The following is a 26,451-nucleotide window of genomic DNA, read 5'->3' on the forward strand; positions in this document are numbered from 1 at the left end:
AAATACTATCGCGTTGGCGGCAGAAGCCCGCAGAACCGTTCTTCCAGGTAGCGCAATCGGGGAAAGATTCTGGCGAGACCGGCAAGGAGCGTCGCCGGCAATCGCGCATCAATTTCGAATAAAGCCGGGCGTTTGAGGCTTTCTCGCTCACAGATAAATTCAAGGAATTGCCTGAGCGTCATGTCTTCTGCCGCCGCCGGCGCGAGCATCTGTGCAGATTGCCCCGCGGGCGCGGCAATGGCGTCGTGAAGCGCGGCTTCGAGATCGGCGAGCGTCGTTGGATGAAAACGGCTCCGGGAGGCGGGTACCGGGACTACGGGCAGGCGCCGCAGAATTTGCCGCAGGGTGCTATAAACGCCGCGACTGCCCTCCCCCACAACGACGCCCGGGCGGATGATGATGTCGTCAGGCTGGTCGCAGATGCCTTCGCAGTGATGCTTGACGCGGCCGTATTGATTTGCGGCATGGGGATGCGATGCCCGGCTGGAAAAAAGCACGAACTTCTGCTGTGGCGCTGGCTTGCTATGCACCGCATGCCATTGTGCATGAAGCGCCAGTGTAGCGCGAACGTCGGGCGACTGCGCCTCCTCGGAACGCGGTGCGGGTTCAGCAATACAGGCACAAGCCAGGTGCAAAACGACGTCGGCCTCGGCGAGCGCGGGCGGCGGTGCATCCTTAAGGTCCCAGTGTAGCCATTGGCTGGTCGTTGCGATCGGGAGCGCGGTATGGAAGGTTCCGATCACATCCCAGCCCAGCCTGGAAAAATGGCCGCAGAGGTGGCTCCCAATAAAGCCGGTCGCGCCAGTAATGACCATCCGTTTGGGCTCGGTGCTCATTGCCAGTGCCGCGCCAGATCGAAGGCCGCAGCCATGAAAGTAAATGTCGGACTTTGCGGCGGCAGAGATTCCATGGCGGCGCCGCCTGCCACAAATATTCCTCGCAGGCTGGTGTGGTGCGCCGTCGCGGTCTGGAGTTGATGCGGGGTGCCGCCGGCGAAATGCAGATCCGATCCCGGTTGCGAAAATTTCGACGCGACCATGACAATGCCGTGGCGCAGCAACATTTCGCGAATACCGCACAAAACCTCATCGCTCTCCTGAGGCCGCGTCGCGGTTGGCGCCTCAATCCGGATGCTGGCTTTTGAGAAGCTCAATTGCGGCAGGCTTGCCGGTGAACGGAAAAACATGTTGCCGAGTAGGGCATTTGGCAATGCCAGCTTGAACGCCGCCTCAATGAGCTTGTTCTCGCTCAGAACGTGAGTGGAGGACAGGGTCATCGGGTAGCCATCGAAGATGTGCCCGAATGCGAAAGTGCTGCCCGCATCGGCGTAGATTGCCTGCGAGTGGGCCAAGCCAAATATTTCGTCCCTTTCTTGACGTCTGGGGGAAAGAGCCAGCCACGCAACGGCGGGGTTGTAGGCCAAGGCAGCAGTCGGCACATCTCCTGCCAGAGGCGCCAGCAGCGCAAAGCAGGCCAATGGATCAACAGCAAGCACTATCTGGTTTGCCGAAATCGCTTCAGCCGACCGTAGATGGAGGCGATAGCCTTCTGATAACGGAAGGATGCTGCTGACCCAATCATCGCAAAGGGTAGTATCGGTTCTGCCAATCGCCACTTTCGGGGCAGCCGACTGCCAAAGCGCCCCAATCGGGCAGCCGTTGATGCACTGCGAGCATCCTGTACAGGCGTTTTCGCCATGATACTTCACAGCGTTGCGCGCGGTGCCGACGCGTAAGTTTCCGCCGCGATACACACCGTCTATCGGAGCAATTCGGCCGCTGCGGAACGGTGCTCTGGAAGGTTGCAAATCTTTATAGATGCCGGCATGGGCATCTTCCACATTACCCCAGATCTGCAGGCGCCGCCCGAGCTCGGCATAGGCATGATGCATGCGATCTGGATCAAGACGCACATGGCGCAAGTCATCATCATCAAAAATGCCGACCGAATTGCCCCAGAAGCGGGTGCCCCCGCCATTGCCGAAGCCCATATACGCAAAGTCACCGGTCACGGACAGTTCGGCTGGAAAATGGGCGTTCCAATCCGCCGCTGACTGCTGCAGCAGCGGATTGTTCATCTTCGGAGACGCCATCGTCGACGATCGGGCCACAGGTCGGTCCGTGCGATCGGACATTGGCGAGATCATCACCACCTTGCGCCTCGACTGTTCCGGCAATCCAAGCAGAAATGCGTGCGCCGTCGCACCACCTCCGACAATTGCCAGATCAAAGTCGGCCATATGGCTAACCGGGCGTACCGTCGGCGCGCCGGTCCGACATGGGCTTGGACCACACCTTGCGGTTCACGTAGTCGGTATAGCTCTGTACAATGCGCACGACCTTGTCGGAGACGTTGGTCACGGCGTAGTCGGCCACCATGTTGAGCAGGCGCTCCTGGCCACGCGGCTGGGTTTCCAGAATATCGAGACCCTCCACGATGCGGTTGAGGTTCAGCCCCACCATCATGACGGCGCCCTCCTCGAACCCTTCGGGCCGCTCATGCATGTCGCGCAGGTTGAGGGCCGGGAAATTCAGGATCGAGGATTCTTCGGTGATCGTGCCGCTATCGGAGAGAACGGCGCGCGCCGAAATCTGCAGTTGTACATAGTCGAAAAACCCGAACGGCTTGTGGAAATTGACCTTGGGGTGCGGCTTGGACTGAAGCGCGTCCATCCGATTGCGGGTGCGCGGATGGGTCGAGACGATGACCGGCTGGTCGTATTTTTCGGCGAGGCTGTTGAGTACGTCCAGCAGGCGCCGCAGGTTTTCCGGGGAATCCACATTGTCTTCGCGATGGGCGCTGACCAGCAGATATTCACGCGGGTTCAACCCAAGGGTCTCAAGCACTTGCGAGCCGTCGATGCCTTCACGGTAGTGCTCGATGATTTCGCGCATCGGGCTGCCGGTATTGATCAGGCGATCCGGTGGGAAACCCTCGGCCAGCAGATAGCCACGCGCGATATCGCCATAGGGCATGTTGATGTCGGCCATCTGATCGACAATACGCCGATTGATTTCCTCGGGGACGCGCAGATCGAAGCTGCGATTGCCCGCTTCCATGTGGAAAATCGGGATCTTGCGGCGCTTTGCCGGGATCGTCGACAGCGCGCTATTGGTATCCCCCAGGATCAGCAAAGCGTCCGGCTTGAGCTTTTCGAACAAGGCGTCGGCAGCGATGATCACCTTGCCGATGGTTTCACCAGCGGTGGCGCCGGCGACCTCAAGGAAATAGTCGGGCGCGCGAATGCCCAGATCCTTGAAGAAGACCTGGTTCAGCTCATAGTCGTAATTCTGGCCGGTATGAACGAGGATATGATCGAAATGGCGATCAAATTTCTCAATGACCCGCGACAGCCGGATGATTTCCGGCCGCGTGCCAACGATGGTCATGACTTTAAGCACGCAACGCCTCCTGGACGATATCGAGTTTTGACAACAGTTCGCATACCTGGTCGTGGTTGAGGCGACGCGTATTGTGCGAGGTGTAGTCTTCCATTTGCGAGACCTGTTCGGCCCCTTCGACGAAGTATTTGTCGTAGTTCAGGTCGCGGTTATCGGCGGGAACCCGGTAATAGCCGCCCAGATCCTGAACGCGCGCCATCTCCTCGCGGGAGACCAGCGATTCGTAGAGCTTTTCGCCGTGGCGCGTCCCAATGACCTTGATGTCGGTGGACTTTCCCAACAGCGTGCGCAAGGCTTCCGCGAGTACGCCAACTGTTGATGCCGGCGCCTTCTGCACGAAGATATCACCGGGCTGGGCGTTCTCAAAGGCGTGAAACACCAGGTCGACGGAGTCCTCGAGCGACATCAGAAACCGGGTCATATTGGGATCGGTGACCGTCAGGGGCAGCCCAGCCTTGATCTTGTCGATGAACAACGGGATCACGGAGCCGCGTGAGGCCATGACATTGCCATAGCGGGTGGCGCACAGCACCGTTTCGCCATTGTTGCTGAGGCGAGACTTGGCGATCATCACTTTTTCCATCATCGCCTTGGACATGCCCATGGCATTGATCGGATAGACCGCCTTGTCGGTGCTCAGCACCACGCAGCGCTGTACCTTGCGTTCGATGGCGGCGCGCATGACGTTTTCGGCGCCGAGCACATTGGTACGGATAGCTTCCATCGGATAGAATTCGCACGAGGGCACCTGCTTGAGGGCCGCTGCGTGAAACACATAATCGACGCCCTGCATGGCATCATCGACTGATCCGTAATCGCGAACATCGCCAATATAGAATTTCACACGATCGTCCTTGGTGGCGATCCGCATGTCCTCCTGCTTCTTCTCGTCCCGGCTGAAGATACGGATTTCGCCAAAATTGGAGCTGAGCACCCGGTTCAACACGGCGTTGCCGAATGAGCCGGTACCCCCAGTGATCAGCAGGACTTTGTCGTTGAACATTGTTATCCCTTTGGCGTCAGTTCGAGCCTTGATGGGCCCGATACATTTCCAGGATTTGATCGTGCCATGACGGCGGACGGTAGCCGGTTGCGGTGCGGAAGCGCGTGGAATCCAGCGTGCGATCGATGCTGAACGCGTCATTGCGCCGGATCGGCGTTGACCGGCCGTAAATCTGCCGGATCAGCACCAGCAAGTCATACTTGGAAATGGCGTCGCCGGAAACCTGCAACAGGCCATGCAGGTCCGGGCGCGGCAAGACCATGTCGAGGATGACGCGGGCAAATTCGATGGTGGAAAGCCCCGAATACATCGCCCTGGTGAAGCCGCCGACTTCCTGCTCCTGCGACAGGAACCACTCGAGCAGACCGTGGCGATGACCGAGTTCGTGGCCAATGGTGGAGGTGCGCAGGGTAATGGCATGGGGATAATCGACTTCGCCGAGGAATTTGGCCCGCCCATAAAGGTCGTCGGCGGAGGCAAAGTCCGTCTCGGTGTACATGCTGCCCTTGCCATCAAACACGCAGTCGGTGCTGAGGTGAACCAGCCGGGCGCCGTGCTTTTCGCACAACCGTGCCAACTGGTGTGGGAACACGGCATTGAGCGGGATCGTCACCAGCGGATCGGAAGCTTCGGGAAGCTGTTTGACCACGCCAATGCAATTGATGACGGCCTGGGGCTGGTGATCGCGCAACAGCGCGTCGATCCCCTGCAGATCCTGGGCATCGACGCCAACGATGACTTTATCGCGAAGCGCAGCCGGCAACCGATCTCGCGCGGCATCGGAGCGGACCGTTCCAAGAGTCCTGAGACCGGGCTCGGCATTGAACACCTGCAGGATGGTGTTACCCATCATGCCGGAGGCGCCAAGCACCAGTATTTTCATCGCTTCGGTATCGGCCACGTCTTCGAACTCAATTCTTTTTTGCGGAACCGCGCGAGTCAATGGCATGTTGGAACAGCGCCATCAAGCGCTCGTTCAGCACGCCGGGGGAAAGATTGGCGTCGAAATAGACCCGGCCGGATCGTCCCAATGCCGCCAGCTGATGTTCCGGCATCCCGGCCACTTTGCGCACTGCGGCGGCCAGAGCGACGGCATCTTCGGCCGGGCAGGCGATGCCCGCATTGGCATCGGTCACGACCTGGCCACCCTCACCATCGAGCGAGGCGATGATGGGCTTTGCGGCAGCCAGATAGGTCGAGATTTTGGCCGGCACGGTCTGGGATAGGATATCGGAGCGGCTGAGGCTGACGAGAAAGGCGGACGCCTGTTGCAGAATGGCGGGGATGGCCTCGGGTGGAAACCGACCCGGCAATTGCACATTGGCCAGACCACGACGCTTGACTTCGTCAGCCACCCAGTCGCGCCGGCTGCCATCGCCCACCAGCACGAAGCGGATATTGGCGTCATCGCGCAACGCGGTGGCGGCGTCCAGAATGGTGGGCAGCGCCTGCGCCGTCCCCAGATTGCCGGCGAAAACCACGTTGAAGCCCGGATCGAGCTTGAGCCCGAGCGGGTCTGCGGCCGGCACGACAGTCGATGCAATATCGCCCGGACTGGGGTGATAGCGGACTGGAGTCTTGCCAGACATCGCCGTGATGGTGCGCACGAAGGCCCGCGACTGGCCCAGAACAAGGTCGGACCGGCGATAGATCCAGCGGGTCACGGCGCCGACTGCGCCAAGGATCGCACGGTTTTTGACAAAACCGGTGACTTCCAGACTCTGCGGCCACAGGTCCTGCACCCAGACGACCAGCGGGGCACGCTTGATCCATTTTAAAACGATGGCGGGTATGGCCTGCAGGATCGGCGAGACGCCATAGACGAAAATCACGTCAAACGATTGCCCGCGCAACAGCCAGGGCGCGAACAGCGTCGCCGAGCCCAGGAAGGACAGGTAATTGAGCGCCAGTTGCCGACCCTTGCCCTGATAGCGGGGCAGCATCGGGACACGGTAGACCTTGGCATCGGTGATGGCCGGATCAAGGCCAAGCCCGCTGGCCTTGTAGCCGTCGAAAATCTGCCCACCGGGATAATTGGGCTGGCCGGTCAGCACCACCACGTCGCATCCGGCCTGATGCAGCTGAGTGACCACATCGTTGATGCGGAAGCTTTCCGGCCAAAAATACTGACTAACGACTAGAATACGCATCAGGGCTTGCCACTCGTTTCATTTGCCGTGCCGGACAGCACGCTGGCCAGAAAGGCAAAGGTCTCGTCGGCGCAGCGCGTCCACGAGTAGTGTTTTGACCGCTCGAAGGCGATGCGGGCTTTTTCGAGGCGCAGTTCAGGCGAGACCACCATGGCCCGAATAGCTTCCGCGATGCTGGTCGGGCTTTCGGGATCACAATAAATCCCGCCATCGCCCAGCACTTCACGCATCGGGCCGATATCGGAGCAGACTGTGGGAACGCCGCCAGCCATGCCTTCGATCAGGATATTGGCGATGGTCTCGCAGCTGGAGGCAAACACGCACAGGTCCGCGCTGCGATATCTGGTGTGCAGCTCGTCATAGGGCACCATGCCAGTATAGCGGATGGCCTCGCCGGCGGGATCGACCCGGGCCAGCACCTTTTGCAGCTTGGGCAGCACCGCCGGATTGGCCGGTCCGATCAGATCGAGACTGATGGGCAGACCTTCGGCCCGCAAGGCGGCCACGGCTTCGGCGACATGCCACTGATGCTTGTAGTGCTCGACAGCCGACACATAAATCACGCGGAACGGATCGGCGGCGCTGCAATCGGCTAGCGAGCGGGGCGATCGCGGGGCCTCGGCAAAGCGTTGATCGATACCATGCGGGATCGTCACCGTGGCGCCGGACAGTGGCCCGGTCACTGCCAGCACCGTTTGTTTTGCCGCCTCGGTCAAAAAGATCGTTCCGGAGGCCTTTCGAAACGATCGCGACTGACTGATGCGCAGGGCGATCAGTTTCAAGGTCATAGCCGAAACGCCATAGCGCAGCAATTCGCGCCAATCGAATGGCAGCAGGTTCTGGCTCATGGTGACGATGGGCCGCCGCGCCGTGGTGAACGAGCCGCCGGGAACAAAGAGCAGGTCGCAACCTGCCTGCGTGGCTCGCGAGGCCAGATCAAACATCTGCCAGGCCATGGTCCGTCGCAAGCCACCCTCAAGCGATGGTTCCGAGCGCTTTTCCAGCCATTCCCGGTCAGGGAGTTTTGCCAGCGTCGCCGCCGACGACCAGACCACGACCTTTTCAAACCCGAAGCGCGCCGGTTGCGCTGCCCCCAGCACTTCCTTGAGGTGAGTGACACCACCGCCTGCCCGGATATTTGAAGCGTCGATACCAACAATCATGAGCAGACCAAAAAACATGACGGGATCGATGCGCAAGATCGTTGCCACAGAAGGCTGGCCGCTGTCTAGCCGGTCATGTTATTCGCTGATTTCACAGCGAGTACCAAATGACCACGCCACGACCAATCGCCTACTTCATGCCAGGTCCTGCCCACCTGTTCTGGACCACCGGGGTGTTTCACCTGCTGGAGCTGGGGCGCACACATGACGTGGTTATTGTCACCGACGACGGCCGCTACGACCAGAGCCCGGATTTTCAGACGATCCGCGAACTGGAATTCGTTCTCGAGCATGTCCAGATCGTCGGACAAAGGCTGCTGTCCCGGCATCTGCTGGTCAAGCGCGCGCTAGAAGCTGCGACGGCAAAATACCCGCCTGACCTGCTGTATCTCCACAACATGAACTACATCGAAGATTTCTACCTGCTTCGCCTTTTTCGATCGCGCGGCGAAGGCATCACCAGAGTATTTTTCCAGAATGGCCGCCTGACCGGAGATTTCAGGCTCGACTTCCAGTATCGCATCGCGATGGACGCAAAAATAATTCATGAAAAAATGCATCTGCCATGGCCGATCGCAACTGCATTGGTCAAACTGAGGGGCATGGTCCTTTCATTTTTGAACTATACTGTTTTTCCAATGCTGCTGACCGGAAAGCAATTTCGGCCATGGTATAATGTCTATACGGGTGTCATCACCAGCGGCTATTGCGAGCAGTGGAACACCGCGACGGACCAAGTGTTCGCCTACGTGGAATACGAGGCCGATATCTACCGCAAGGTGGGCTTGCGCAGAGTGCGCGCAATCGATCACCCCGCCAAGGCGCACCGTCGCGATTTGGCGCAACTGCTGGGGCGCTCCACTATCGTTCACGATCAGATCGTCATCCTGCCATCTGTGGGCTTCACCACGGAACTGCAGAAAACCAGAACGGACGATGAGGTCGTCGGGTACCTGAGCCAGGCATGGTCGCTTGCACTTTCAGAGCTTGAAGGCGAACACCCGGCATGGCCCATGGTCATCAAGCTTCATCCCGCCGCCGCCAATGACCCGATCTGGATGCGCACGATCCAGAACCTGAAGGCGGCGTTTGCGCAACTCTCGGCGGTTGCGCCTACACTCTCTGCTGAAGCGCTGATAGAAGCGAGCCGGGTGGTCGCTGGGGACGTATCCTCGGCGCTGTGGTGGGCTGCGTTGATTGGTGACAAAAAAGTCATCAGCTTTGACTATTTCGGGTATCCCGGCGGGAACGAACTCATCGCTTACGACGGCATCGAAGTCAGAAGCAACCGGGACGCCCAAGGCTAATCCTGCTCGTATTGAACGCGCCGACCAGCGCCGTCGATACAATGCCCAATTGTTCATCCGGAGATCGTTTTCTTGAAAATCGCTTATGATCCCCAAGCATTCGTCATGCAAAAATATGGTGGCATATCGCGATATTATGCGCGCACGATCGAGCATATCGGCCTCAGGGGACATCGGGCCAAGGTTTTTGCCCCGATCAACCAGAACAGCTATTTGCGCGATCTGAGCCGGGGCGAGGTCTTTGGCGTAACGCTTGATGGGTTGCCCAAGGGCAGCGGCCGCGTGGTGCGGACGATCAATGGTATCGTCAACCAGATCAGCATTGCGGCATGGAAGCCCGACGTCCTGCACCGGACCTATTTCGAGGAAGGACGCCGCGCGCCGAACGGCGTGCCCACGGTAACGACCGTCTATGACATGATCCATGAACTGTATCCCACGGCCTTCGGTGCCGGCGACAGAACGGCGGAGCTCAAGCGCCAAGCTGTGTGGCAGGCCGACCATGTGCTTTGCATTTCGCAAAGCACCAAGGACGACCTGATCCGCCTGACCGGACTGCCGGCCGAGAAGGCGACCGTTGTTTACCTCGGCGCCGAGGATTGGCCGCTGGAAAGCCTCACAGCGTCTCATGGCGAACGGCCATACCTGCTGTTTGTCGGGAGCCGGGCTGGTTACAAGAATTTTTCAGGGCTATTAAAAGCCTATGCGCTGTCGCCACGTCTCAGGAAGGACTTTGATATCGTCGCTTTCGGGAGCCACGACTTTGATGCGTCGGAATACGACATGGTGTCGGATCTCGGCGTCGACCATGCCAATGTGCGGCACCTGCGTGGCGATGATCAACGGTTGCGGCAGGTTTACCGCGGCGCGAAGGCCTTTATCTACCCCTCGCTCTACGAGGGTTTCGGCCTGCCACCGCTTGAGGCGATGACCCAGAACTGTCCGGTCATCACCGGGCGGGTGAGTTCCATTCCCGAAGTTGCCGGGACAGCGGCAGAGTATTTCGACCCAAACCAGCCGGAAGATATTTCTCGTGCCATCGAGAGCGTGGTCTATTCCGATGGTCGCAGCGGGGAGCTGATCAATTTGGGCAGAAACCGGATCGCCGAATTCAGCTGGCAGAGATGCGCCGACGAAACGCTGTCAGTGTATGGGAGGCTGCTATAATCTCGTCCAACAAAATCAGGACCGCATTGATCTGCGGCGTCGGTGGCCAGGATGGCGCTTTGCTGGCCAAATTTCTGCTGGCCAAATCCTACGAGGTCTGGGGCACCTCGCGTGACGCCGGCGGGGCTTCCTTCGGCAATCTGATCCGGCTGGGCGTCGAAGGCCAGGTTCGCACGCTCTCGATGGACCCCGAAGAGTTTCGCAGCGTGTTCATGGCACTGCGTCGCGCGCAACCCGATGAGGTTTATTTCCTGGCGGGCCAGACCTCTGTCGGCTTGTCCTATGAGCAGCCGGCGGAAACCATCCAGAGCATCTCACTGGGCGCGTTGAATATCCTGGAGGCCTGTCGCCTGCTGGACCGACCTGTTCGCATCTTTCACGCAGGCTCAAGCGAGTGCTTTGGGAATACCGAGGGCGCCGCCGCCAACGAGACCACACCGTTTCAGCCAAGAAGTCCCTATGCGGTCGCCAAGGCGGCAGCAATCTGGCTCGTCGATAATTACCGCGAATCCTATGGCATGTTTGCCTGCTCCGGCATCCTGTTCAATCACGAGTCGGCGCTGCGACCGACCAGGTTTGTGACGCAAAAGATCATCCATGCGGTCAAGCGCATCGCCGGGGGTGACAAGGAGCCGCTCCGGCTGGGCAATCTCGACATTTCGCGGGATTGGGGCTGGGCTCCCGAATATGTCGAGGCCATGTGGCTGATCCTGCAGCAGCCGGAGCCGGAAAATTTCGTCGTGGCGACTGGCGAGACCAATAGCCTGGAAGACTTCGTCGACATCGCCTTCCAGCAGGCGGGTCTAAACTGGCACGATCATGTCGAGCTGTCCGAAGCGCTGGTGCGACCGAGTGACATCCGCGCCGGCTTTGCCAATCCGGCAAAGGCCCGGGAAAAGCTCAATTGGACGGCGACCAAAAAAATGCGAGAGGTTATTTCCGCCATGTACGGCGCCGATAGCTAGCGCCAGTGCCTTTCGAGCCAACCCTTGCTGCGCTGAACCCCAGCGGGCGACAGCACTGACCGTTGTTGACAGAGATCCATATGCCCGAACTGCAAAAAGCCTCCCTCCCCGAATTTCTGCACCCGCACCGGATCAACACCCTGGTTCGTCTTGGCCGGGACAATGACGGCGGCTATGTCGTCGACCAGCGCAGCGTGGATGCGTCCAAACTGCTGGTCGGTCTTGGCATCAATGATGACTGGAGTTTCGAGGAAGATTTCGCGCGGGCCACCGGCGCACCGGTGCTGGCATTCGATCCTACCGTGGGCCTGCTCAAGTTTCGCAACACCATGATCAAATCGGCGGCGCGGATCGACAAGCCCGGCATATTCGCCCGCAATCTGCGGCTTTACCGCAGCTACAAGCAGTTCTTCGGCAAGCATTCCCACGTCATGAAATATGTGTCGGACCGCGACAGCGCCAACAGCGCGTCGTTTGACACCGTGATGGCCATGGCGCGCCAGACGTCAGACGCCGACATCTTCCTCAAGGTGGATATCGAAGGCTCGGAATATCGGGTGTTCGAGGATATCGTTGCCCATGCTGCGCGGTTCAGCGGCATGGCGCTCGAGCTGCATGATGTCGATCTGCATATGCCCAAGATCGAGGCCTTCATCTCGGCCTTTCCACTCAACCTGTGCCACCTGCACGTCAACAATTACGGCACGATCAGCCGGCATGGTGTGCCGACCGTGCTCGAACTGAGCTTTACCCGCTTTGAGGTCGAGGCCGAAACTGTCGCGCAGTTCCCCGGTGTTCTGGATATGCCCAACGACGCCAATGGGGGCGATATCGCCCCGCACTTCGTCGGCTAAGCGGACACCGCGCCCCTACAACGGCTCGACGACACCGGTTTCGATATTGAGAACCGGCATGCCCTTGATGACCGCCATCCGCTCGCTCATGTCGAGATAGGTCAGGCCGCCTTCGGCATTGCGGCTGTCCCTGAAGTGGGGGAGCACAAAGGCGTCTTTCACCGAGAGCACTTCGAGCGCCGGGGTGATCAGGTCATCGCGGACAAAGAACGCATTGACCCCGGACGAATTGACGCCGACCAGGGAATACCCTTTGGACCTTGCCACGTCGGCCAGCGCCCCCAGCGAGGCACCCCAATAGAGGTTGCTGTAATGGGCCGAGTTTCGCCAGAAGCTCTTGTCGTAGGGCACGACGATCTTGCGGTCCGGACCGAAGGTGCCGTTATATTCGACAATGATGATCCGTGGCGAGATGCCCGAAATGGCATCGAGGACAAAGTAGTCATTGCCATCGATATCGACGGAGAGGATGCCAACGTCCCGGTCAAAATTGCTTTGGGCAATCAGACCGTTGATATTGTCCTTGTCGACGAAGGCGGAAATCGCCTTCAGGTCATACTTCCAGAAATAGTACGAGGCCTTGAGCGCCGCGATATTATCGCTGCTGCCGTCGATGATAAAGCCGCGCCAGTTGTCCTTGACCATCAGGAAGCGGCAGTTCGCCTCGGAAAACGTCTCGACGCCAAATTCGACGAAGGTTTTGTTTTTAATCGGCACAAGGTCAATCAGGCGCTGAATGATGCCGTCCTCGCCCCACTGGGAGAAGACCGAAAACTCGAAGTCCTTCAGGTCCCGACTGGTCTTGCCGGCATTGAGCGTGGCCAGTACCAGACCCTGCGTGGTTGCAATCCGGTCAAACCGTTCATCGGCCCGGGTGGACAGCAGCAACAGGGCCTTGAACTTCCTGATCAGGGAGCCAAACAGACGCATGCTAGGATTTCCTTTGGTTGCGGCAGGCAAGGCATCGCGCCGACGCCATCAATGAGCGAAATTGCCGCGCCGAATTGTCGCCATGTAATCGGCAACCGCAGCATCTGCGATAGCCTGATCCTGGGCCCAACGGCAGCAGAGAAAATCCAGATACTGGATGGCCCCGCCATCGGGCGCAGCGTTCTGCAGGTAGCTGTAGTCGATCAGCGCGTTGACCACAGCCAGATCGCTGGTGGCAATCAGCAGATAGCCGAAATTGTCGAACACGTACCAGGTCTTGTAGCCGTCATCGAACAGCTCCTTGATGGCGGCAACATAGTTCTGGTGAGTCTGGGCGTCCGGCAGATAGCATTCGAAATGGATCATCGGCGAATGCTTGGCGAGGATATTGCCAGCCGATTGAATGACCTCAAAATCGTGCCCGTCGGTATCCACCTTGATCAACACCACGCGCTGTTCGGTGGCGAGTTCGGCCAGATCATCGAGCGGGGTCGTGGTCATCGAGTGGGCGCTGTCAGCGGCCGCGACGGCGGTCTTGGTGCCACCGATGCCCTCCATGACGCCGGATTTTCCGGCTGGTCCGGCCATGGCATTGACCAGACTTACCGAGGCGTCCGGACGCGCCTGGCGCATTTTTTCGACGTTGCGGGTCAGGTACTGGAAAAACGCGGCATCGGCCTCGACGCAGACGTAGTGGAGCTGGCTATTCAGGCTCAGCATCGAGGCCAGGCTGTCCCCGCAATTGGCCCCGACATCGACGACAATGCCCTTGCCCATATGCTGCACCAGCACCGGCAGGAACTTGTCGTAGAGCCGGTGGCTCTGCTGATATTCGGGGAGCTTGTGGTCCGGTGTCAGTTCCACGTCGAATGCGCCGATGCGGTGATATTGCGAACGACCCCGAGAAATACGGTACGCCCGCTTCAGGCGTTCAACTGCCCGGTTTTTTAGCGATGTGATGGACAATTATTGTACCTTCTCGGTGGTCATTTCAGCGAACTGATCATCAGTTCCAGGTGTAGTTCCGGGTTGAGCGAAACCATGAGCCGGACTTGTTCAGGGAGAGCGTCCCAGTGCGTCGTTTTACCGGAAACCCCTGACAAGGCGACCCATGTCGTCTCGCGTTACAACGCCCGAGGCGATTGCCGCAAGCAGATATACCAGCACGCCAATTGCGACCAGTGCCAGCGTCGTCACAATATCATTGGGATGAACCGGCGCAAATCTGGTCACCAATCCCATCACGATGCCCATGACGAGCGCGGCAGCAACGGTGCGCGCAATGATGGAGATCGACAGGCCGGCAAACCAGCGCGACGACGTGTTCGACATCAGTCGCTGCAAAATAAGCGCATAGGCGGCCAAGGTCGTGAAGGCAGCAACCGCGATATCGCGAACGAAATACATCACGACCAGGTTCAGAATCAGGTTGATGACGGCTGCCGCTGCATTGGCCCGGAAGATATCGGCCGAACGCAGTTCGACGATACAGATCGCCGTGAATACCAGGAAGATGCCGTAGAGCACGGTGGCCAGCGCAATCACCGGGAGGGTGATGATGGCCTCGGCCGCAGCCGCGTCCGAGGCGTATAGAGCCATGATGCGCGGACCCAGCACAATGGTGCCGACCACGTAGGGAATGGCAATAAACAGATAGAGGCGCAGCGTATCGGCGACGATGCGTTGTGCAGCTTCCGGATTTCCACCATCGATCAGGCGGGCCAATCGCACCGGCAATGCCACCGTCAGGGCCTTGGCCAGAAACAGCGGAACCGAGCCAAGGGTATAGGCGACTGCGTAAAACCCGACACCCTCAAAGCCGATCAGCAGGCCAATGACATAACGATCACTGAACGCCAGCAGCACGTCCATAATGTAGGACAGCACTAAAGGACCGCCCAATACCAGATCGCTTCTGGCCTGCCTGAACGTGGGCAGCACGAAACTCACCGGCATTTCCGTGGTCACCCGGACCAGCCCATAAATGCTGATGAGGAGCAGCGAGGCCACCTGCGTCCACAGCAGCACGGTCAGGTCGATCCGCCCCAGAATGGCAAACTGACAGAGTACTGCCGCGATATAGAGGTAGGGCTGCGCAACGGTGACGCAGTTAAACGCATAAACGCGATGCGTTGACCGCAGGTAATCCGCCCCCTGCGAGTAAAGCACCTGCGCCAGCAGGTATGAGGACAGGAACAGGTACTGATAGGAGTGGGCAAGTTCGAACCGCGACAGCAATCCGCCGACGCCAAGAATGAGCGCGCCCACCCCGACCACGATCAGCAGATTCCCCCAGAACTGCGGATAGAACAGCGCGATGCGTTGGGCATTGGTAGTGGCGGACGGCAGGTATCGCCGCGCGGCGAAGCCGACACCCATGGTCGAGGTGCCGAACAGGAACCCGGCCAGTGAGAGGAGCAGCGCGTATTCGCCGTAAACGCCGGGACCAGAAATCTTGAACAGCAGCGGCGTCAGCAAGATACCGGAGACGTAGATCAGCGCCTGAGTGATCGTGGAGAACACCGTCTGTCTGGAATAGGAGGCATCCGGCCCCTGCCCACCCATGGGCAGATCAGCATCGCTACCAGGCACTGCGACCGCCATCCATGACGATGTTCTGGCCGTTCATATAGGCGGAGGCATCCGAGCAGAGGAACTGGACGATACCGCGATACTCATTGGGTTGGGCCATGCGCCCCATCGGGATCAGGTTGGTCAGGCGGCCGACAAAGGCGTCGTTCTGCCCGACATAGACCCCGCCGGGCGAGAGTGCATTGGCGCGGACACCCTGGTCGGCCCAATAGGTCGAGAGATAATTGGTGAGGCCAACGAGGCCTGCCTTGATCACCGAATAGGTCACCGGCTTGACCGGCTGATCGTTGTCGGCGCGACCGTCCTGGCGGTAGAGCCGCTGGTCCGGCGCAATCACCGACAGGTCGGAGGCAATATTGAGGATAACCCCGCCCTTGCCGTCCTGAGCCATTCGCGTCCCGAACACCTTGGCGCATAAAAATGCGCCGGTCAGGCCGACCGATACCTGCAGATTCCAACTGGCCAGATCAAAATTTTCCAGCCGCGAGGATTCCTTTACGCCGGGCTCGGCGGTCACCTTGGGATCGATCGCCGCGTTGTTGACCAGGATGTCGATCCGGCGGCCGGCGGCCGACAGCGCTGTCGCAGCATCGAGGATCGACTGTTCCGAGGTGACGTTCATCGCGTGCGGCGTGCAGCAATCGGCTCCGAACTGCGCGCGCAGACGGTCGATATTTTTTTGCAGCACCTGCTCGTTCAGATCGGTCAAAACCACATGCGCGCCGCTCTCGATCAACGCAGCCGAATGCTCGAAACCCAGCAGCCCGCCGGCGCCGGTGACCAGGGCAACCCGCCCATCGAGGCGAAAAATAGTCAGCTCAGACATCTATAGCCCCGTTCAGTTTAATCGGGCGATCGCTCAACTCCGCACCTGCCCGCCATCAAGCGTCCAGACACTGCCGGTGGAGAAGCGAGCCTGCTCGGACGCTAGATACACGGCCAATTGCGCCACGTCATCTGGTTCCCCAAGCCTGCCCAAGGCGACATTTTCGTCGAGCATGGCCTGCACGGCCACCGCGTCTTCACGCAGTTTTCGGCCCCAGACCGATCCGTCAAACAGGATATTGCCGGGCGCTATGGCGTTGATGCGCACCCCGGACTTGCCCAGCGGACGAGCAATGCCGCGCACAAAGGCGTTCAGCGCCGCCTTGGCCGCCGAATAGGTCACCGGCGCGCCGGGGATAACTTCGACGCCGCAGATCGAGGAAATGCAAACAATGGCGCCGCGGCTGTCGACCAGCGCGCTGGTTGCGGCCTCGACCATATTGGTGGTCGAAAACAGGTTCAGCGTCAGCGCCTTTTGCCAGGCCTCGGCGGTCTCCTTGCCAGGTGGCACCGATGAGCCGCTGCCCACATTGCAGACGAGGATATCGATGCCGCCAAACGCTGCCACGCAGGCGGAGGTCAATTGGTTGGCCCCCTCGATCATGGTCACATCGGCAGCGAGGCCCGCGGCATTTTCCCCGAGGTCGGCGATCACGGCACTGACCTGCGCTGCGTCCCGGCCGTTGATGAAAACCCGGTCACCCCTGGCAAGGAAGGCGCGGGCAATGGCGAGGCCAATCCCCCTGGTCGATCCGGTGATCAGAACGCGGTTCGATTCGGCGCTGCGCTGCATGAGTGGGTTCCGTTATCGACTTGCCCGAGCCAACCGCTATCGCACATCAGGCGCCGTGCCAAGCGCAGTGCCGCCGACCCAGGCCGGCCGGCGCTCGAAGACTGTAAAGGACGGCGTACAACAATAGCGGCCGATGACAGAGCCGCCGATACTGTTCAATCCGATCACTTCGACACGGCATACCCGATTTTGGCGTAACCAGCGCTTCCGGCTGGTGGCGAAATGGCTATAACAATTTTACGATTCTCCGCGCCGACGAGGTCCAGACCTGATGCTGCAAGCGATATTGTTCGGAATGCTCGATATCCTGGCCCTGGTCATTGCCATTTTTCTCGTCGCCAAAGGCAAGGTCGGCATTGTTGCCGGCGCCCTGCTGGCGCTGTCGCTGAGCTTTACGCCCCATGCACTGGCATCGCTGGTCTATAGCGAGCCGGGCTCGGTCAATCCGATGGTGGTCTATGATACGCTGCCGTTCCTGCGAAAGTGGCATACCGTGCTGGGCGCACTGCCGGTGCTGATGCTGCTTTACGCCGGCGTCACCAGCGCCAACCGCCAAGCGCTGCAATCGCCCGCAGCGATTGCCTATGTGATTTCGATCGTCATTCTTTCGCTGTCCTACTTCTCGCGGGAAACCGCGCTGACCGCCGAATTTGCATCGATCATGGCGTCGTTCTTTGTTGGCCTCATGATGTTTCTGGCATTCGTTTCGCACAGGCAGCAAACCGATCGCGATGTGACGGCATTGCGCTATTTCGTCTGGATTGCGGCGCTGAGCGTGGCGGTATCGGTGCTGGAAATTGCCCTGACCAAGGTGCGGGCGGCGACGATTTATGCCGTGGCAGACCCGGAAAACACCATTCTCAGTGCCTATCGGGCCTCCGGCCTGTTCAACAATCCGAACTGGCAGGGCAACTGGTGCGCCCTGCTGATACTGTGCTGTGCGTGGTGCATCCAGCAAAATCGGGAAAAGCAGTGGGCCTATCTTGGGATAGTGCTGGGCGTTCTGGGGATTTACCTCACCGGTTCGCGTGGCGCGTTCGCTGCCGCTGGCGGGGCGTTGCTGGTCTTCCTGGTCCTGTCCGCGCGCCATTATTTCAGGTCATCGATAGCAATCGCCCTGACAACCGTCGTCAGCGCCATTGTCGTCGACCTGTTTGGGGTCGTTGCCAATGCGCTGCTGCCGACGTGGCCGTTCGCGCAAAACATGTTCGGGCTGCATTACCGCTGGTTTTCACAGACCATCAGCCTGCTGCTCGCTGTTATCGGCAGCCTGTTCCATGTCACGCTGGTGGACATTGCCTCCCCCGCCTCGGAATCGGCGATCGGGCGTATCAGCTCTGCCGAAGGCTCGGACAATGGACTGGCGCCGATCGCCGCGCTAGGCAGCTTTGCCGCCTACTCGCTCGTGCCGATAGTGCTGGTGCTGCTCTGGGCATTGTTATGGGTCTGGCGCAGCCCCAACCGGCGGCAATTATTGCCCCTGACCATGGGCGCGGTAGCCTTTGCCATACTGCTGCCAATGCAGTTGCGGGCCTTCAGCGTCTTCCCGATCTGGGTCTTCGAAGCGGCCACCATAGCGGTAGTCCTCGCGATCGGGTTTCGCGGCCATCTGGAGGCGGGACCGGCTGCAAGACTTGTCAAAGCGACGACTGCAAAGCTTTGAGATCATGCCGAAGAACGAAGTCGCGAGCGGCCCTAACCGTCGGGTCATAAATTTGACCAGACTCAGGTTGATGGATGCGATGGGAATTTAGATCCACCGCCCTTGCTTCACGTCGCTCTTGTCGAATAACTATCCTGGCTGAGGGTCGAGAATGTCGACTCACACTGGAAATTCATCTGCTTTGTCTGCAATCACCCATTAAGAGCTGGCCCGGTGACATCAATCGCTCTTATCGTACAGGCTCGCATGCTTTCCACGCGGCTGCCTGGGAAATCCATGATGCTACTAGCGGGAAAGCCACTGGTTCACCGAATATTCGAGCGTCTGAAGCGCTGCCGAAGTCCTGATCACCTTATTGCCGCAGTGCCGGATGGCGCAGAGGACGACGTGCTGGCCAATTATCTGGGATCGATGGATGTCGCAGTGTTCAGGGGATCCGAATCGGATGTGCGAGCTCGCTATCTTGGTGCCGCCGCCGCGACCAAAGCCGATATCATCGTTCGTATCCCGGCAGACAATGTTGCTCCGGAACCCGAGGAAATCGACAGGGTGATAGACTATCATCTCCACCTTGGACGCAGGGGTTTTTCATCCAATCTGGCCCAACTGAGGAACTCCGGTTACCCGGATGGTATCGGGGCCGAGGTTTTTGAAACGTCGTTGCTCGAGGAAGCCGCTACGAAATACTTCTTTCCAGAAGCATTAGAACACGTTCACCGCAATTTTTTCAATTACGCCACCGACACTGGTATCGATGAAAAATGGTGTCCAATCAGCGCACCGCCGTGCCCTGCCGATATCAGGCGGCCCGATATCGTTTTGGACGTCAATACTGCAGAACAGTACAAAAGAATGAGCGAGTTGTACGAAGCCCTGTGTGGTGAGGACAATACGTTTGGAATCCGCGAAATTATCAAATGGCATGATAGCCGAAAGTTGAACGACTGATGGAAAACAGCAAAGAAGGTCGCGTTGTCTATATGAACGGAAGCTTCGTTCCCGAAAGCGAGGCGAAGATATCGATCTACGACTCCGCGCTCATGTTCGGTGACATGGTTTTCGAAATGACGCGGTCGTTTAACGGCAAGCAGTTCAAGTTAAAAGAACATATCGACCGGCTCTATGCAGGCCTTAAAGTCCTTCGAATCCCGCTGGAGATGACCCCTGCCGAAATGGAAGAGGCTTGCATGGCCACGATCGAGGCGAATAAGCATGCATTTGCCCCTGATGACGAACATCGGCTGATGATTGACGTGTCGCGAGGCCTTCTCGGCATCTACCAAGGCGTTGCCGGTCTCAGAAAGGGACCGAACGTTGTGATCGCCGACTTTCCATTGCGATGGACAGTTGCGAGCATGGGGTCGCTGTTCGACAAGGGCATCAATGCCGTTGTGACCTCGCAGCGCGCCATCCCAGCGACGCTTCTTGACCCTAAAGTAAAAAACCGCAGCCGCATCCACTATCTGATGGCAAATATCGAAGCATCTCAGGTCGAAGGAGACAACAACTGGGCTTTGCTGCTGGACCCTGACGGGTACGTGGCCGAAGGTACAGGCGACAACTTTTTTATCGTCAAGGATGGCGTGGTCATTACACCGGAAGGTCGCAATGTCCTGAGGGGCGTTTCGCGTGCTTACATCCTTGAGGAATTGTGCTCCGAGCTGGGTCTCAGGGCCGTCGAAAAGAACATAGATTTGTATGATGTCTACAATGCCGACGAGGCATTCATGACCGGAACGCCGTTCTGCATGCTGCCGGTTACCTCGCTCAACGGCGAACCCATCGGAACTGGTAAGCCCAGCGAAATTTTTAGCCTGTTGCTGAAGAAATGGGGTGCCAATACGGGCGTGGATATCCAGGCTCAAATTCAGGCTTGGAATTCGAATGCTCCGGCGATTACTGCGCCGACGCCATACCAGTTCAAAAGTAAGAGGTAGTCGCGATGGCCATCGAGCAACTTCCTCCGAAGCGGTATCAAGACTATGTAATCCGCGACGGCAAGTTAATCGGCGACTTCGATGGTCTTTATAGGGATTTCGAAGACCCTTGGCATCAGTCTGACACAGCTAACGTGCTGGACAGCCGTCGACAACTAGCGGTTCATTGGGTCGAAAAGCTGCGAACCGAAATGGGGGCTTCACGGGTTGTGGAGTTGGGGTGCGGTTTCGGACATTTGTCCGGACAGCTTTCCCAACGAGGAATTGCGGCGGTCGGAATTGATATCTCGACCGAAGCGATCGAACGAGCGAGGACAATTAACCCCGGCACAACCTTCATGGCTGGCTCGATTGAAGACGAATGGATCCTAACCGACCTCGATCCAGACGTAGTCATTATGGCTGAATTAACTTGGTATATCTTGGATAAACTTGACCTATTTCTTGACAACCTGCGTACCTGGGCAAAAAATAGATCCCGTCCAGCCTATCTAATTCACCTGCTTGCAGTATATCCGCCTGGAGTGCAAAAATATGGCGCAGACCGGTTTACCAATGACGAGGAAATACGCAAGTATTTCGGGCTGAGTTACCTAGAATGGGGAACTGTTGCCACGCCCAAGCCAGACGACCCGCTATCTAAGGGGACATATTTTGTCGCCAAGCTATAGCAAGTCCTAAGGCACGGCGGCTATCGCTAGCAAAGTGTCCGTTTGATCGACACGTGCCAATGCAGCTTCATAGGCCCTGCCAAGCTCAGGTGTATTGAGTTGCGACAGGTGCTCATGTCCTCCCGGCAAACCAAATCGTGCCCAGTACAAATGATTTGCGACAGGATAACGCTGGATGCCAGTGATAGCGGCAAGCTGGAGGCCGGCACCCTCGATTGCGAGGCTCAGCGTCGAGCGCGTATGCAGTACAAGGTGTTCACTCCACAATGTGCTGCGTTTGAAGTCATCGCTTTGCAGACCCATCAGCAGGAAATCGCGCGCATGGGGGACTTCGACGATGATGGTCGCCCCAGGGGAGCAGTGGCGCTTGATATGCGCCAGCATGGCCACCGGGTCCGGCAGGTGCTCCAGCACGTGAAACAGCGTCACCACTTCGAAATCGGCCCGGCCGAACTCGGCAACGTCGTCGCGCACGTCAAAGCCGGCGGCGCGGACGGAATTGCTCTGCGTCCGGTTGAGTTCGGTTGCCGCCGTGGACGCGGCAAATGGACCTGCGGCCTTGAGGATTTCGCCAAAGCCGCAACCGAAATCCAGCCAGCGCTTCCCCGGGACATATGAGTTCAACAGGGCGGCGCGGCGATCGAGGTCCATCTTGTCGATGACGCCGCCGCTGAAATGCTGCTCGACATCGGCGAACGGCTTTTCCTGATAGTGCTCGTTGGTCATGTGCGAGATGTCTTGCGCAAAAATTGCGCCGGTTCGCTTGCAGGCCAGCATCGGGCAGTCTGCCTTGTCGCGGGCGCCACTGGCATAGAGCGACAGCGACGCGCGATCGGTGATGTTGGACGCGATCAGTTGTTCAAGAAACGGATTGCTCATCAGGCCCTCGATATGCCGGTGTTGGACAGGCTGCCATAGCGCTCTTTGACCCAGAGCAATTGGCGGCGGAAGATTTCGACGCCTTCATCATCGCGATAGGCCTGCATGATGAACGGGCCCCGGAAGTCGAGGCCGACGAGGGCGGCAAAGAAGCGGTCGAACTGGGCGTCGCCCTGCCCCAGTTCCACCGAGCCGCCGCCACGGACCCGATCCTTGATGTGGATGTCGGTGATCCGGTCGCCATAGACGGCTAGTTCCTCAGCCGGGTCGAAGCCGAGCGAGGCGCTGTTGCCGGTGTCGTAGTTGACAGCGACATGGGGCGAGCCGATGCGATCGAGCAGCGCGGCGAACTCCTGCGGGCCGAGGTCGGTTTCAAGGCAGAGCTTGATTGCCTTGGTGCCGGCGAGTTCGGCAAGGGGAGCGACCTGATCGCAGAACAGTTGCACGCTGGCCGCGGTCTTGAGGCTGGATTGATCGACGCAGGGGATGACGATGTCGGTGACGCCGATGCTGGCGGCATTGGTGATCAGCCGGGACAGCACGGAGACGCTGTCGGCCGCCGCACTGGCATTGCTCGCATGGAGCGGGGCATCCATGAAATAGTCGGCACAGATGGTCTTGACCTGCACGCCGGTGCTCTTGCCCAGTCGGACGATTTCATCAAGACCCGCCTGATTGAGGAGAGGGTTCTGCTCGGCGTCGTTGAGATCGAGGATGAACTCGATCAGGTTCAGCCCGAAGCCGGCGGCGACGGCAAATTCGTCCTGCCAGGAACCGAGGGGGTGCGCCTGATAGCGGCCGCTATATTTGGGCAGCAACCGCCCCTGCATCACGCCCAGTCTGCCGTCAAATAGGGTCATTGCCCGATCCCGTCCTAAAGCAATCCGTCGAGCCGGTCGAGCGCGACCCAGAAGCCTTCGCCGAACGACTTGTGACCCTGCCAGATTTCAGGGATGAAGGTCGCATCGGGGCAGGTTTCGTTGAGAATGGCGCCGAGGCGCACAAAGTCGATGTCGCCATCGCCGACCTGCAGGCCCTCGCCGTTCAACCCGCGCGCATCGCCAAGATGCAGGTGGGCCGTATGGGCGCCGACACGACGGGCGAAGTCATAAAAATCGACGCCCAGATGATTGCAGGTCAGGAAGCTGTGCGAAATATCAAAGCACATCCGCAGGTTGAGCTTTTCGCACCACAGCACGATGTCCTCGGCGGTGACGAACATGTTCTGGTAGCGCTGGCCGCCGAAATGCCAGGGGAATGGCGCCATGGTCTGGGGGATGAGTTCGACGCCGTCCAGATCGAGTTGGCCCAGGCTTTGGGCAAAGCGGTCGTAATAGGCTCCCATGCCATCTTTGGGCAGTGGAGCATCCATGGTAAAGCCGCCGATATTGGCGACGATCTGGGGACGCTTGGTCTTGGGGAAGAAGCGCTTGAGGTCGCGGGTGATATCGACCAGCCGCTGGGTCTCGAACAGCGACTGCTTGCGGTAGGCTTCGTCCGGCGTGGCCAGATCCATCAATGAACTGTTGGCGAACAGTTCGGGCGCATGGACGACGAAGTCCATGTCATAGGTGCCGCTGAGGAAATCGTCGGGCTTGAGGTCCATGTCCGAATAGGAAAAATGGAACTCGAACAGGTCCGGCTTGATGGCTTTTTCATACCAGCCGAAATCGTGGTAGCGCACCGGCACGCCCCAGGGGTGGCGGAAATTGTACTGGCGGGGCTGGCTGCTGCTTTGACCGGCAAGATCCGAGCGGAAGAAGAAATCTTCCTCTTCCATATCGCGCTTGAGCACAGTGCCGACCAACTGGTCGAGGAACTGCGGCGACAGGCCCTGGCCGGGGCTGCGCACCTTGAGATCAGCCGCGCTCAGTTTGGTGCCCGCCTTGAGCGGGGTGGCGGCGACAATGGACTTGGCGAGGTTTTCGCGGTTCATCATCTCGCCCTGCGACAGGGTGCGGCTTTCGCCGGTGCCGAGCGCCGATTCGATTTCACGAATGCCCGAGATCAGGCTGCGCAATTCACCGGGCTCGAGGCTGGCCGCGTGATCGGGGCCTTCCATCTGGCGGTCGAGGGTAAAGTGGCGTTCGATGACACAGGCGCCCAGCGCGACGGCCGCCTGCGAGACGCTGGTGCCGCGCTCATGGCCCGAATAGCCGACCAGCGGGTGCAGTTTGCGCAGGCTGCTCATCCAGCGCAGGTTGATATCGTGGAACGGCGCGGGATAGGTGCTGTTGCAATGGAGCAGCACAAATTGGGCAGAGTGCTGGTTCAGAAACGCGATGGTCTGCTGGACCTCTTCGACGCGGCTCATGCCGGTCGACAGGATCAGCGGCTTGCCGGTCTGCGCCAGCCTTGCCAGCAGCGGCATATTGGTCAGGTCGGCGGAGGCAACCTTGTAGGCCTTGACCCCGAAGCCTTCGAGCGTATCGACGCTGGTGCTGTCCCAGGGCGTACACATGTAAAGGATCGACTTGGAGTGACAATAGTCGGCGATTTCGAGGTGCTCTTCGACGCTGAGTTCGAAGCGCTCGAGCAGATCGATGACATATTCGGTGCCCAGATCCTCGCCGCTCTTGCGCAGGGTGCGCTCGCGATAGACGTCTTTGATGTGGCGCATCTGGAATTTGGCGCAGTCGGCTCCGGCAGCGGCGACCAGATCGACCATATGCTTGGCGCGTTCGACGCTGCCATTATGGTTGTTGCCGATCTCGGCAATAATGAAGCAGCGCTCGCTGCCGACTTCAAATCCAGCAATATCGATGGTCTTGATGGTCATACGTCTCTCTTGTCTTCGCGGACAGACCACGACATCAGCCCGTCATTATCAAACTTGAACGGCCGCACCACGAGCCCTTCCGAACGCAGATGGGCAATCAGATCGTGCTGCGCAAAAGGCGGCACGAAGAACAGGAAGAACCCGCCGCCGCCCGCGCCCAGCAGCTTGCCGCCAACAGCGCCATGCTGCAGCGCCCGCTCATAGGTGGCATCGATCGCCGGATTGGAAATCCGGTCGCTGAACTGGCGCTTCAGCAGCCAGCCCGTATGCAGGCATTCGCCAAATTCGCGCAGACGGCCGCGCAGCAGATGATTGCGAATAGCGTAGGTCAGGGAGACGACATCTCCGAGGGTGCCAAGTGTTTCGCCGGCCTGCAGGCGGCGGCGCTGATCGTCGTGAATTTCGCCCGATTCGTGCGACTTGCCGGTATCGCAGAGCACCAGGCATTCTTCGAGTTCACGCACAATATCGGGATGGATGCGCAGCGGATGGACGATATTCTGGTCCATCTCGAATTCCATGAAATTGAAGCCGCCGAACACCGTGGCGTACTGATCCTGCCAGCCGCCGGAGATGCCCAGATGCAGGCGCTCGGCCTGGAAAGCCAGCTCAGAGAGTTCGTGCAGATCCCATTGGTCGGCGCGGAACTGGTTAAAGCAGCCCAGCATTGCGGCGGCGACCACTGCCGAGCCGCCCAGACCTGACTTGGCCGGGAAATCGGAATGGATGAACAGCTCAAACCCGAAGTCCGGCTTGACCATGTTGATGACGGCCTGAATGAGCCCGAATTTCGGATCGGCCTCGGACAGGTGGGCGATGCTTTCCACGTCGAGCGTATCATCAAGGTCGAGCGAGTTGACCAGGATGCGCCGATCATCGCGCCGCCGCATGGTGGCGTGCGTATACAGCGATATTGTGGTGTTGATCACGGCGCCTTTGGACTGGGCAAAATAGGCCGTTAAATCCGATCCGCCACCGCCAAAGCTGATGCGCGCCGGGGCACGCGCTCGCGCATAGATCTGCCGCTCGGCCAAAGCCGGCAGCGAGTCGCGGGTGACGATATCAACCAGGCGCCGCGCCTCATCGAGGATGGGGATGAACTGGATCTGGGAGTCGAGGCGCTTGAGCAAAACCTCGCGCGCGGCACCCTGATCGGCAAAGACGAAATCGCTTTTCCAGCACAGGCTGATCGCGTCGCTGTGGCTGCCACCGGCGAGCAACCAGCGCCTGATATCGCCATCCGTTGCCAAACCCGCAACCGAACGATCCGGGTTCACGGCGATGACGAAGCCGTGCCCGTTGGCCTCAATCCGCTCCATGGCGGAACGAACCGAGCTATCCGAGCTGATGCAGAAGATGTCCAAATTCACGT

24 protein-coding genes are annotated in these 26,451 nt (G+C 59.1%); 8 read left to right on the plus strand and 16 right to left on the minus strand.

Translation table 11 applies throughout. The features are described 5' to 3' along the window. Positions 1 to 5 precede the first annotated feature (5 nt). Genes ABIT12_RS03435 through ABIT12_RS03465 form a run of 7 tightly spaced genes read right to left on the minus strand, consistent with a single transcriptional unit; the run spans position 6 to position 7,753 of the window. A complete protein-coding gene (locus ABIT12_RS03435; protein WP_348046075.1) occupies positions 6 to 836 on the minus strand; it encodes an NAD-dependent epimerase/dehydratase family protein in 831 nt (276 codons plus the stop codon). Further along, positions 833 to 2,239 (minus strand): hypothetical protein, encoded by a 1,407-nt coding sequence (locus tag ABIT12_RS03440; RefSeq protein ID WP_348046077.1) that lies wholly within the window; start codon positions 2,237 to 2,239, stop codon positions 833 to 835. The genes ABIT12_RS03435 and ABIT12_RS03440 overlap by 4 nt, the downstream gene beginning before the upstream one ends. A 4-nt stretch (positions 2,240 to 2,243) precedes the next feature. Beyond that, positions 2,244 to 3,401, minus strand: a complete 1,158-nt coding sequence (wecB, locus tag ABIT12_RS03445) for a non-hydrolyzing UDP-N-acetylglucosamine 2-epimerase (protein WP_348046079.1) — start codon at positions 3,399 to 3,401, stop codon at positions 2,244 to 2,246. Next, positions 3,394 to 4,404 carry a polysaccharide biosynthesis protein gene (locus ABIT12_RS03450; protein WP_348046081.1) on the minus strand — a complete coding sequence of 337 codons (1,011 nt, stop codon included), beginning with the start codon at positions 4,402 to 4,404 and terminating at the stop codon, positions 3,394 to 3,396. The genes wecB and ABIT12_RS03450 overlap by 8 nt, the downstream gene beginning before the upstream one ends. 16 nt (positions 4,405 to 4,420) lie before the next feature. Continuing rightward, on the minus strand, positions 4,421 to 5,305 hold the full coding sequence (locus ABIT12_RS03455) for an SDR family oxidoreductase (protein ID WP_348046082.1): 885 nt from the start codon (positions 5,303 to 5,305) through the stop codon (positions 4,421 to 4,423). A gap of 10 nt (positions 5,306 to 5,315) precedes the next feature. Further along, a complete protein-coding gene (locus tag ABIT12_RS03460; RefSeq protein WP_348046084.1) occupies positions 5,316 to 6,554 on the minus strand; it encodes a glycosyltransferase family 4 protein in 1,239 nt (412 codons plus the stop codon). After that, positions 6,554 to 7,753: a glycosyltransferase family 1 protein gene (locus tag ABIT12_RS03465; RefSeq protein WP_348063287.1), complete on the minus strand. Its 1,200-nt coding sequence runs from the start codon at positions 7,751 to 7,753 to the stop codon at positions 6,554 to 6,556. The genes ABIT12_RS03460 and ABIT12_RS03465 overlap by 1 nt, the downstream gene beginning before the upstream one ends. Before the next feature lie 71 nt (positions 7,754 to 7,824). Here ABIT12_RS03465 and ABIT12_RS03470 point away from each other — a divergent pair, with 71 nt between their 5' ends. The 4 genes from ABIT12_RS03470 to ABIT12_RS03485 all read left to right on the plus strand — a co-directional run bounded on the left by ABIT12_RS03470 (position 7,825) and on the right by ABIT12_RS03485 (position 12,010). Then, entirely contained in the window at positions 7,825 to 9,024 is a 1,200-nt protein-coding gene (locus ABIT12_RS03470) for a hypothetical protein (RefSeq protein WP_348046088.1), read from the plus strand. Positions 9,025 to 9,096: 72 nt separating this feature from the next. Further along, positions 9,097 to 10,191 (plus strand): glycosyltransferase family 1 protein, encoded by a 1,095-nt coding sequence (locus ABIT12_RS03475; protein ID WP_348063288.1) that lies wholly within the window; start codon positions 9,097 to 9,099, stop codon positions 10,189 to 10,191. Then, positions 10,149 to 11,156 (plus strand): GDP-mannose 4,6-dehydratase, encoded by a 1,008-nt coding sequence (locus ABIT12_RS03480; RefSeq protein ID WP_348046092.1) that lies wholly within the window; start codon positions 10,149 to 10,151, stop codon positions 11,154 to 11,156. The genes ABIT12_RS03475 and ABIT12_RS03480 overlap by 43 nt, the downstream gene beginning before the upstream one ends. Positions 11,157 to 11,236: 80 nt before the next feature. Then, entirely contained in the window at positions 11,237 to 12,010 is a 774-nt protein-coding gene (locus tag ABIT12_RS03485; protein ID WP_348046094.1) for a hypothetical protein, read from the plus strand. Positions 12,011 to 12,025: 15 nt separating this feature from the next. Here ABIT12_RS03485 and ABIT12_RS03490 read toward each other — a convergent pair whose 3' ends face one another. From ABIT12_RS03490 to ABIT12_RS03510, 5 genes are all read right to left on the minus strand, one after another. Then, positions 12,026 to 12,940 (minus strand): hypothetical protein, encoded by a 915-nt coding sequence (locus ABIT12_RS03490; RefSeq protein ID WP_348046096.1) that lies wholly within the window; start codon positions 12,938 to 12,940, stop codon positions 12,026 to 12,028. Between the two features lie 48 nt (positions 12,941 to 12,988). Then, positions 12,989 to 13,804 carry an FkbM family methyltransferase gene (locus ABIT12_RS03495; protein ID WP_348046098.1) on the minus strand — a complete coding sequence of 272 codons (816 nt, stop codon included), beginning with the start codon at positions 13,802 to 13,804 and terminating at the stop codon, positions 12,989 to 12,991. A gap of 219 nt (positions 13,805 to 14,023) precedes the next feature. Next, positions 14,024 to 15,532, minus strand: a complete 1,509-nt coding sequence (locus tag ABIT12_RS03500; protein ID WP_348046100.1) for an oligosaccharide flippase family protein — start codon at positions 15,530 to 15,532, stop codon at positions 14,024 to 14,026. Continuing rightward, positions 15,522 to 16,358 (minus strand): SDR family oxidoreductase, encoded by an 837-nt coding sequence (locus ABIT12_RS03505; RefSeq protein ID WP_348046102.1) that lies wholly within the window; start codon positions 16,356 to 16,358, stop codon positions 15,522 to 15,524. The genes ABIT12_RS03500 and ABIT12_RS03505 overlap by 11 nt, the downstream gene beginning before the upstream one ends. Positions 16,359 to 16,391: 33 nt before the next feature. Beyond that, positions 16,392 to 17,150, minus strand: coding sequence for an SDR family oxidoreductase (locus tag ABIT12_RS03510; RefSeq protein WP_348046104.1), 759 nt, complete (start codon positions 17,148 to 17,150; stop codon positions 16,392 to 16,394). Between the two features lie 271 nt (positions 17,151 to 17,421). Here ABIT12_RS03510 and ABIT12_RS03515 point away from each other — a divergent pair, with 271 nt between their 5' ends. From ABIT12_RS03515 to ABIT12_RS03530, 4 genes are all read left to right on the plus strand, one after another. After that, positions 17,422 to 18,813 carry a hypothetical protein gene (locus tag ABIT12_RS03515; protein ID WP_348046106.1) on the plus strand — a complete coding sequence of 464 codons (1,392 nt, stop codon included), beginning with the start codon at positions 17,422 to 17,424 and terminating at the stop codon, positions 18,811 to 18,813. A gap of 213 nt (positions 18,814 to 19,026) precedes the next feature. Then, on the plus strand, positions 19,027 to 19,761 hold the full coding sequence (locus tag ABIT12_RS03520) for a cytidylyltransferase domain-containing protein (RefSeq protein WP_348046108.1): 735 nt from the start codon (positions 19,027 to 19,029) through the stop codon (positions 19,759 to 19,761). Further along, positions 19,761 to 20,750: an aminotransferase class IV gene (locus ABIT12_RS03525; protein WP_348046110.1), complete on the plus strand. Its 990-nt coding sequence runs from the start codon at positions 19,761 to 19,763 to the stop codon at positions 20,748 to 20,750. Before ABIT12_RS03520 ends, ABIT12_RS03525 begins: the two co-directional genes overlap by 1 nt. A 5-nt stretch (positions 20,751 to 20,755) precedes the next feature. Further along, entirely contained in the window at positions 20,756 to 21,421 is a 666-nt protein-coding gene (locus ABIT12_RS03530) for a class I SAM-dependent methyltransferase (protein WP_348046112.1), read from the plus strand. A gap of 6 nt (positions 21,422 to 21,427) precedes the next feature. Here the strand turns inward: ABIT12_RS03530 and ABIT12_RS03535 are convergent, their stop codons facing one another. The 4 genes from ABIT12_RS03535 to ABIT12_RS03550 are packed head-to-tail and all read right to left on the minus strand — an operon-like array spanning position 21,428 to position 26,449. Next, complete coding sequence (locus ABIT12_RS03535) at positions 21,428 to 22,300, minus strand: class I SAM-dependent methyltransferase (RefSeq protein ID WP_348046114.1); 873 nt, start codon at positions 22,298 to 22,300, stop codon at positions 21,428 to 21,430. Further along, the gene (locus ABIT12_RS03540; protein WP_348046116.1) at positions 22,300 to 23,160 is read right to left on the minus strand and encodes a sugar phosphate isomerase/epimerase family protein; all 861 of its coding nucleotides are present in this window, start codon (positions 23,158 to 23,160) and stop codon (positions 22,300 to 22,302) included. The genes ABIT12_RS03535 and ABIT12_RS03540 overlap by 1 nt, the downstream gene beginning before the upstream one ends. 14 nt (positions 23,161 to 23,174) lie before the next feature. Then, entirely contained in the window at positions 23,175 to 25,079 is a 1,905-nt protein-coding gene (locus ABIT12_RS03545; protein WP_348046118.1) for an N-acetylneuraminate synthase family protein, read from the minus strand. Beyond that, a complete protein-coding gene (locus ABIT12_RS03550; protein ID WP_348046120.1) occupies positions 25,076 to 26,449 on the minus strand; it encodes a CBS domain-containing protein in 1,374 nt (457 codons plus the stop codon). The genes ABIT12_RS03545 and ABIT12_RS03550 overlap by 4 nt, the downstream gene beginning before the upstream one ends. Between the last annotated feature and the right edge of the window lie 2 nt (positions 26,450 to 26,451).

This window comes from Devosia sp. (genome assembly GCF_039927955.1).
Classification (GTDB): Bacteria; Pseudomonadota; Alphaproteobacteria; order Rhizobiales; family Devosiaceae; genus Devosia.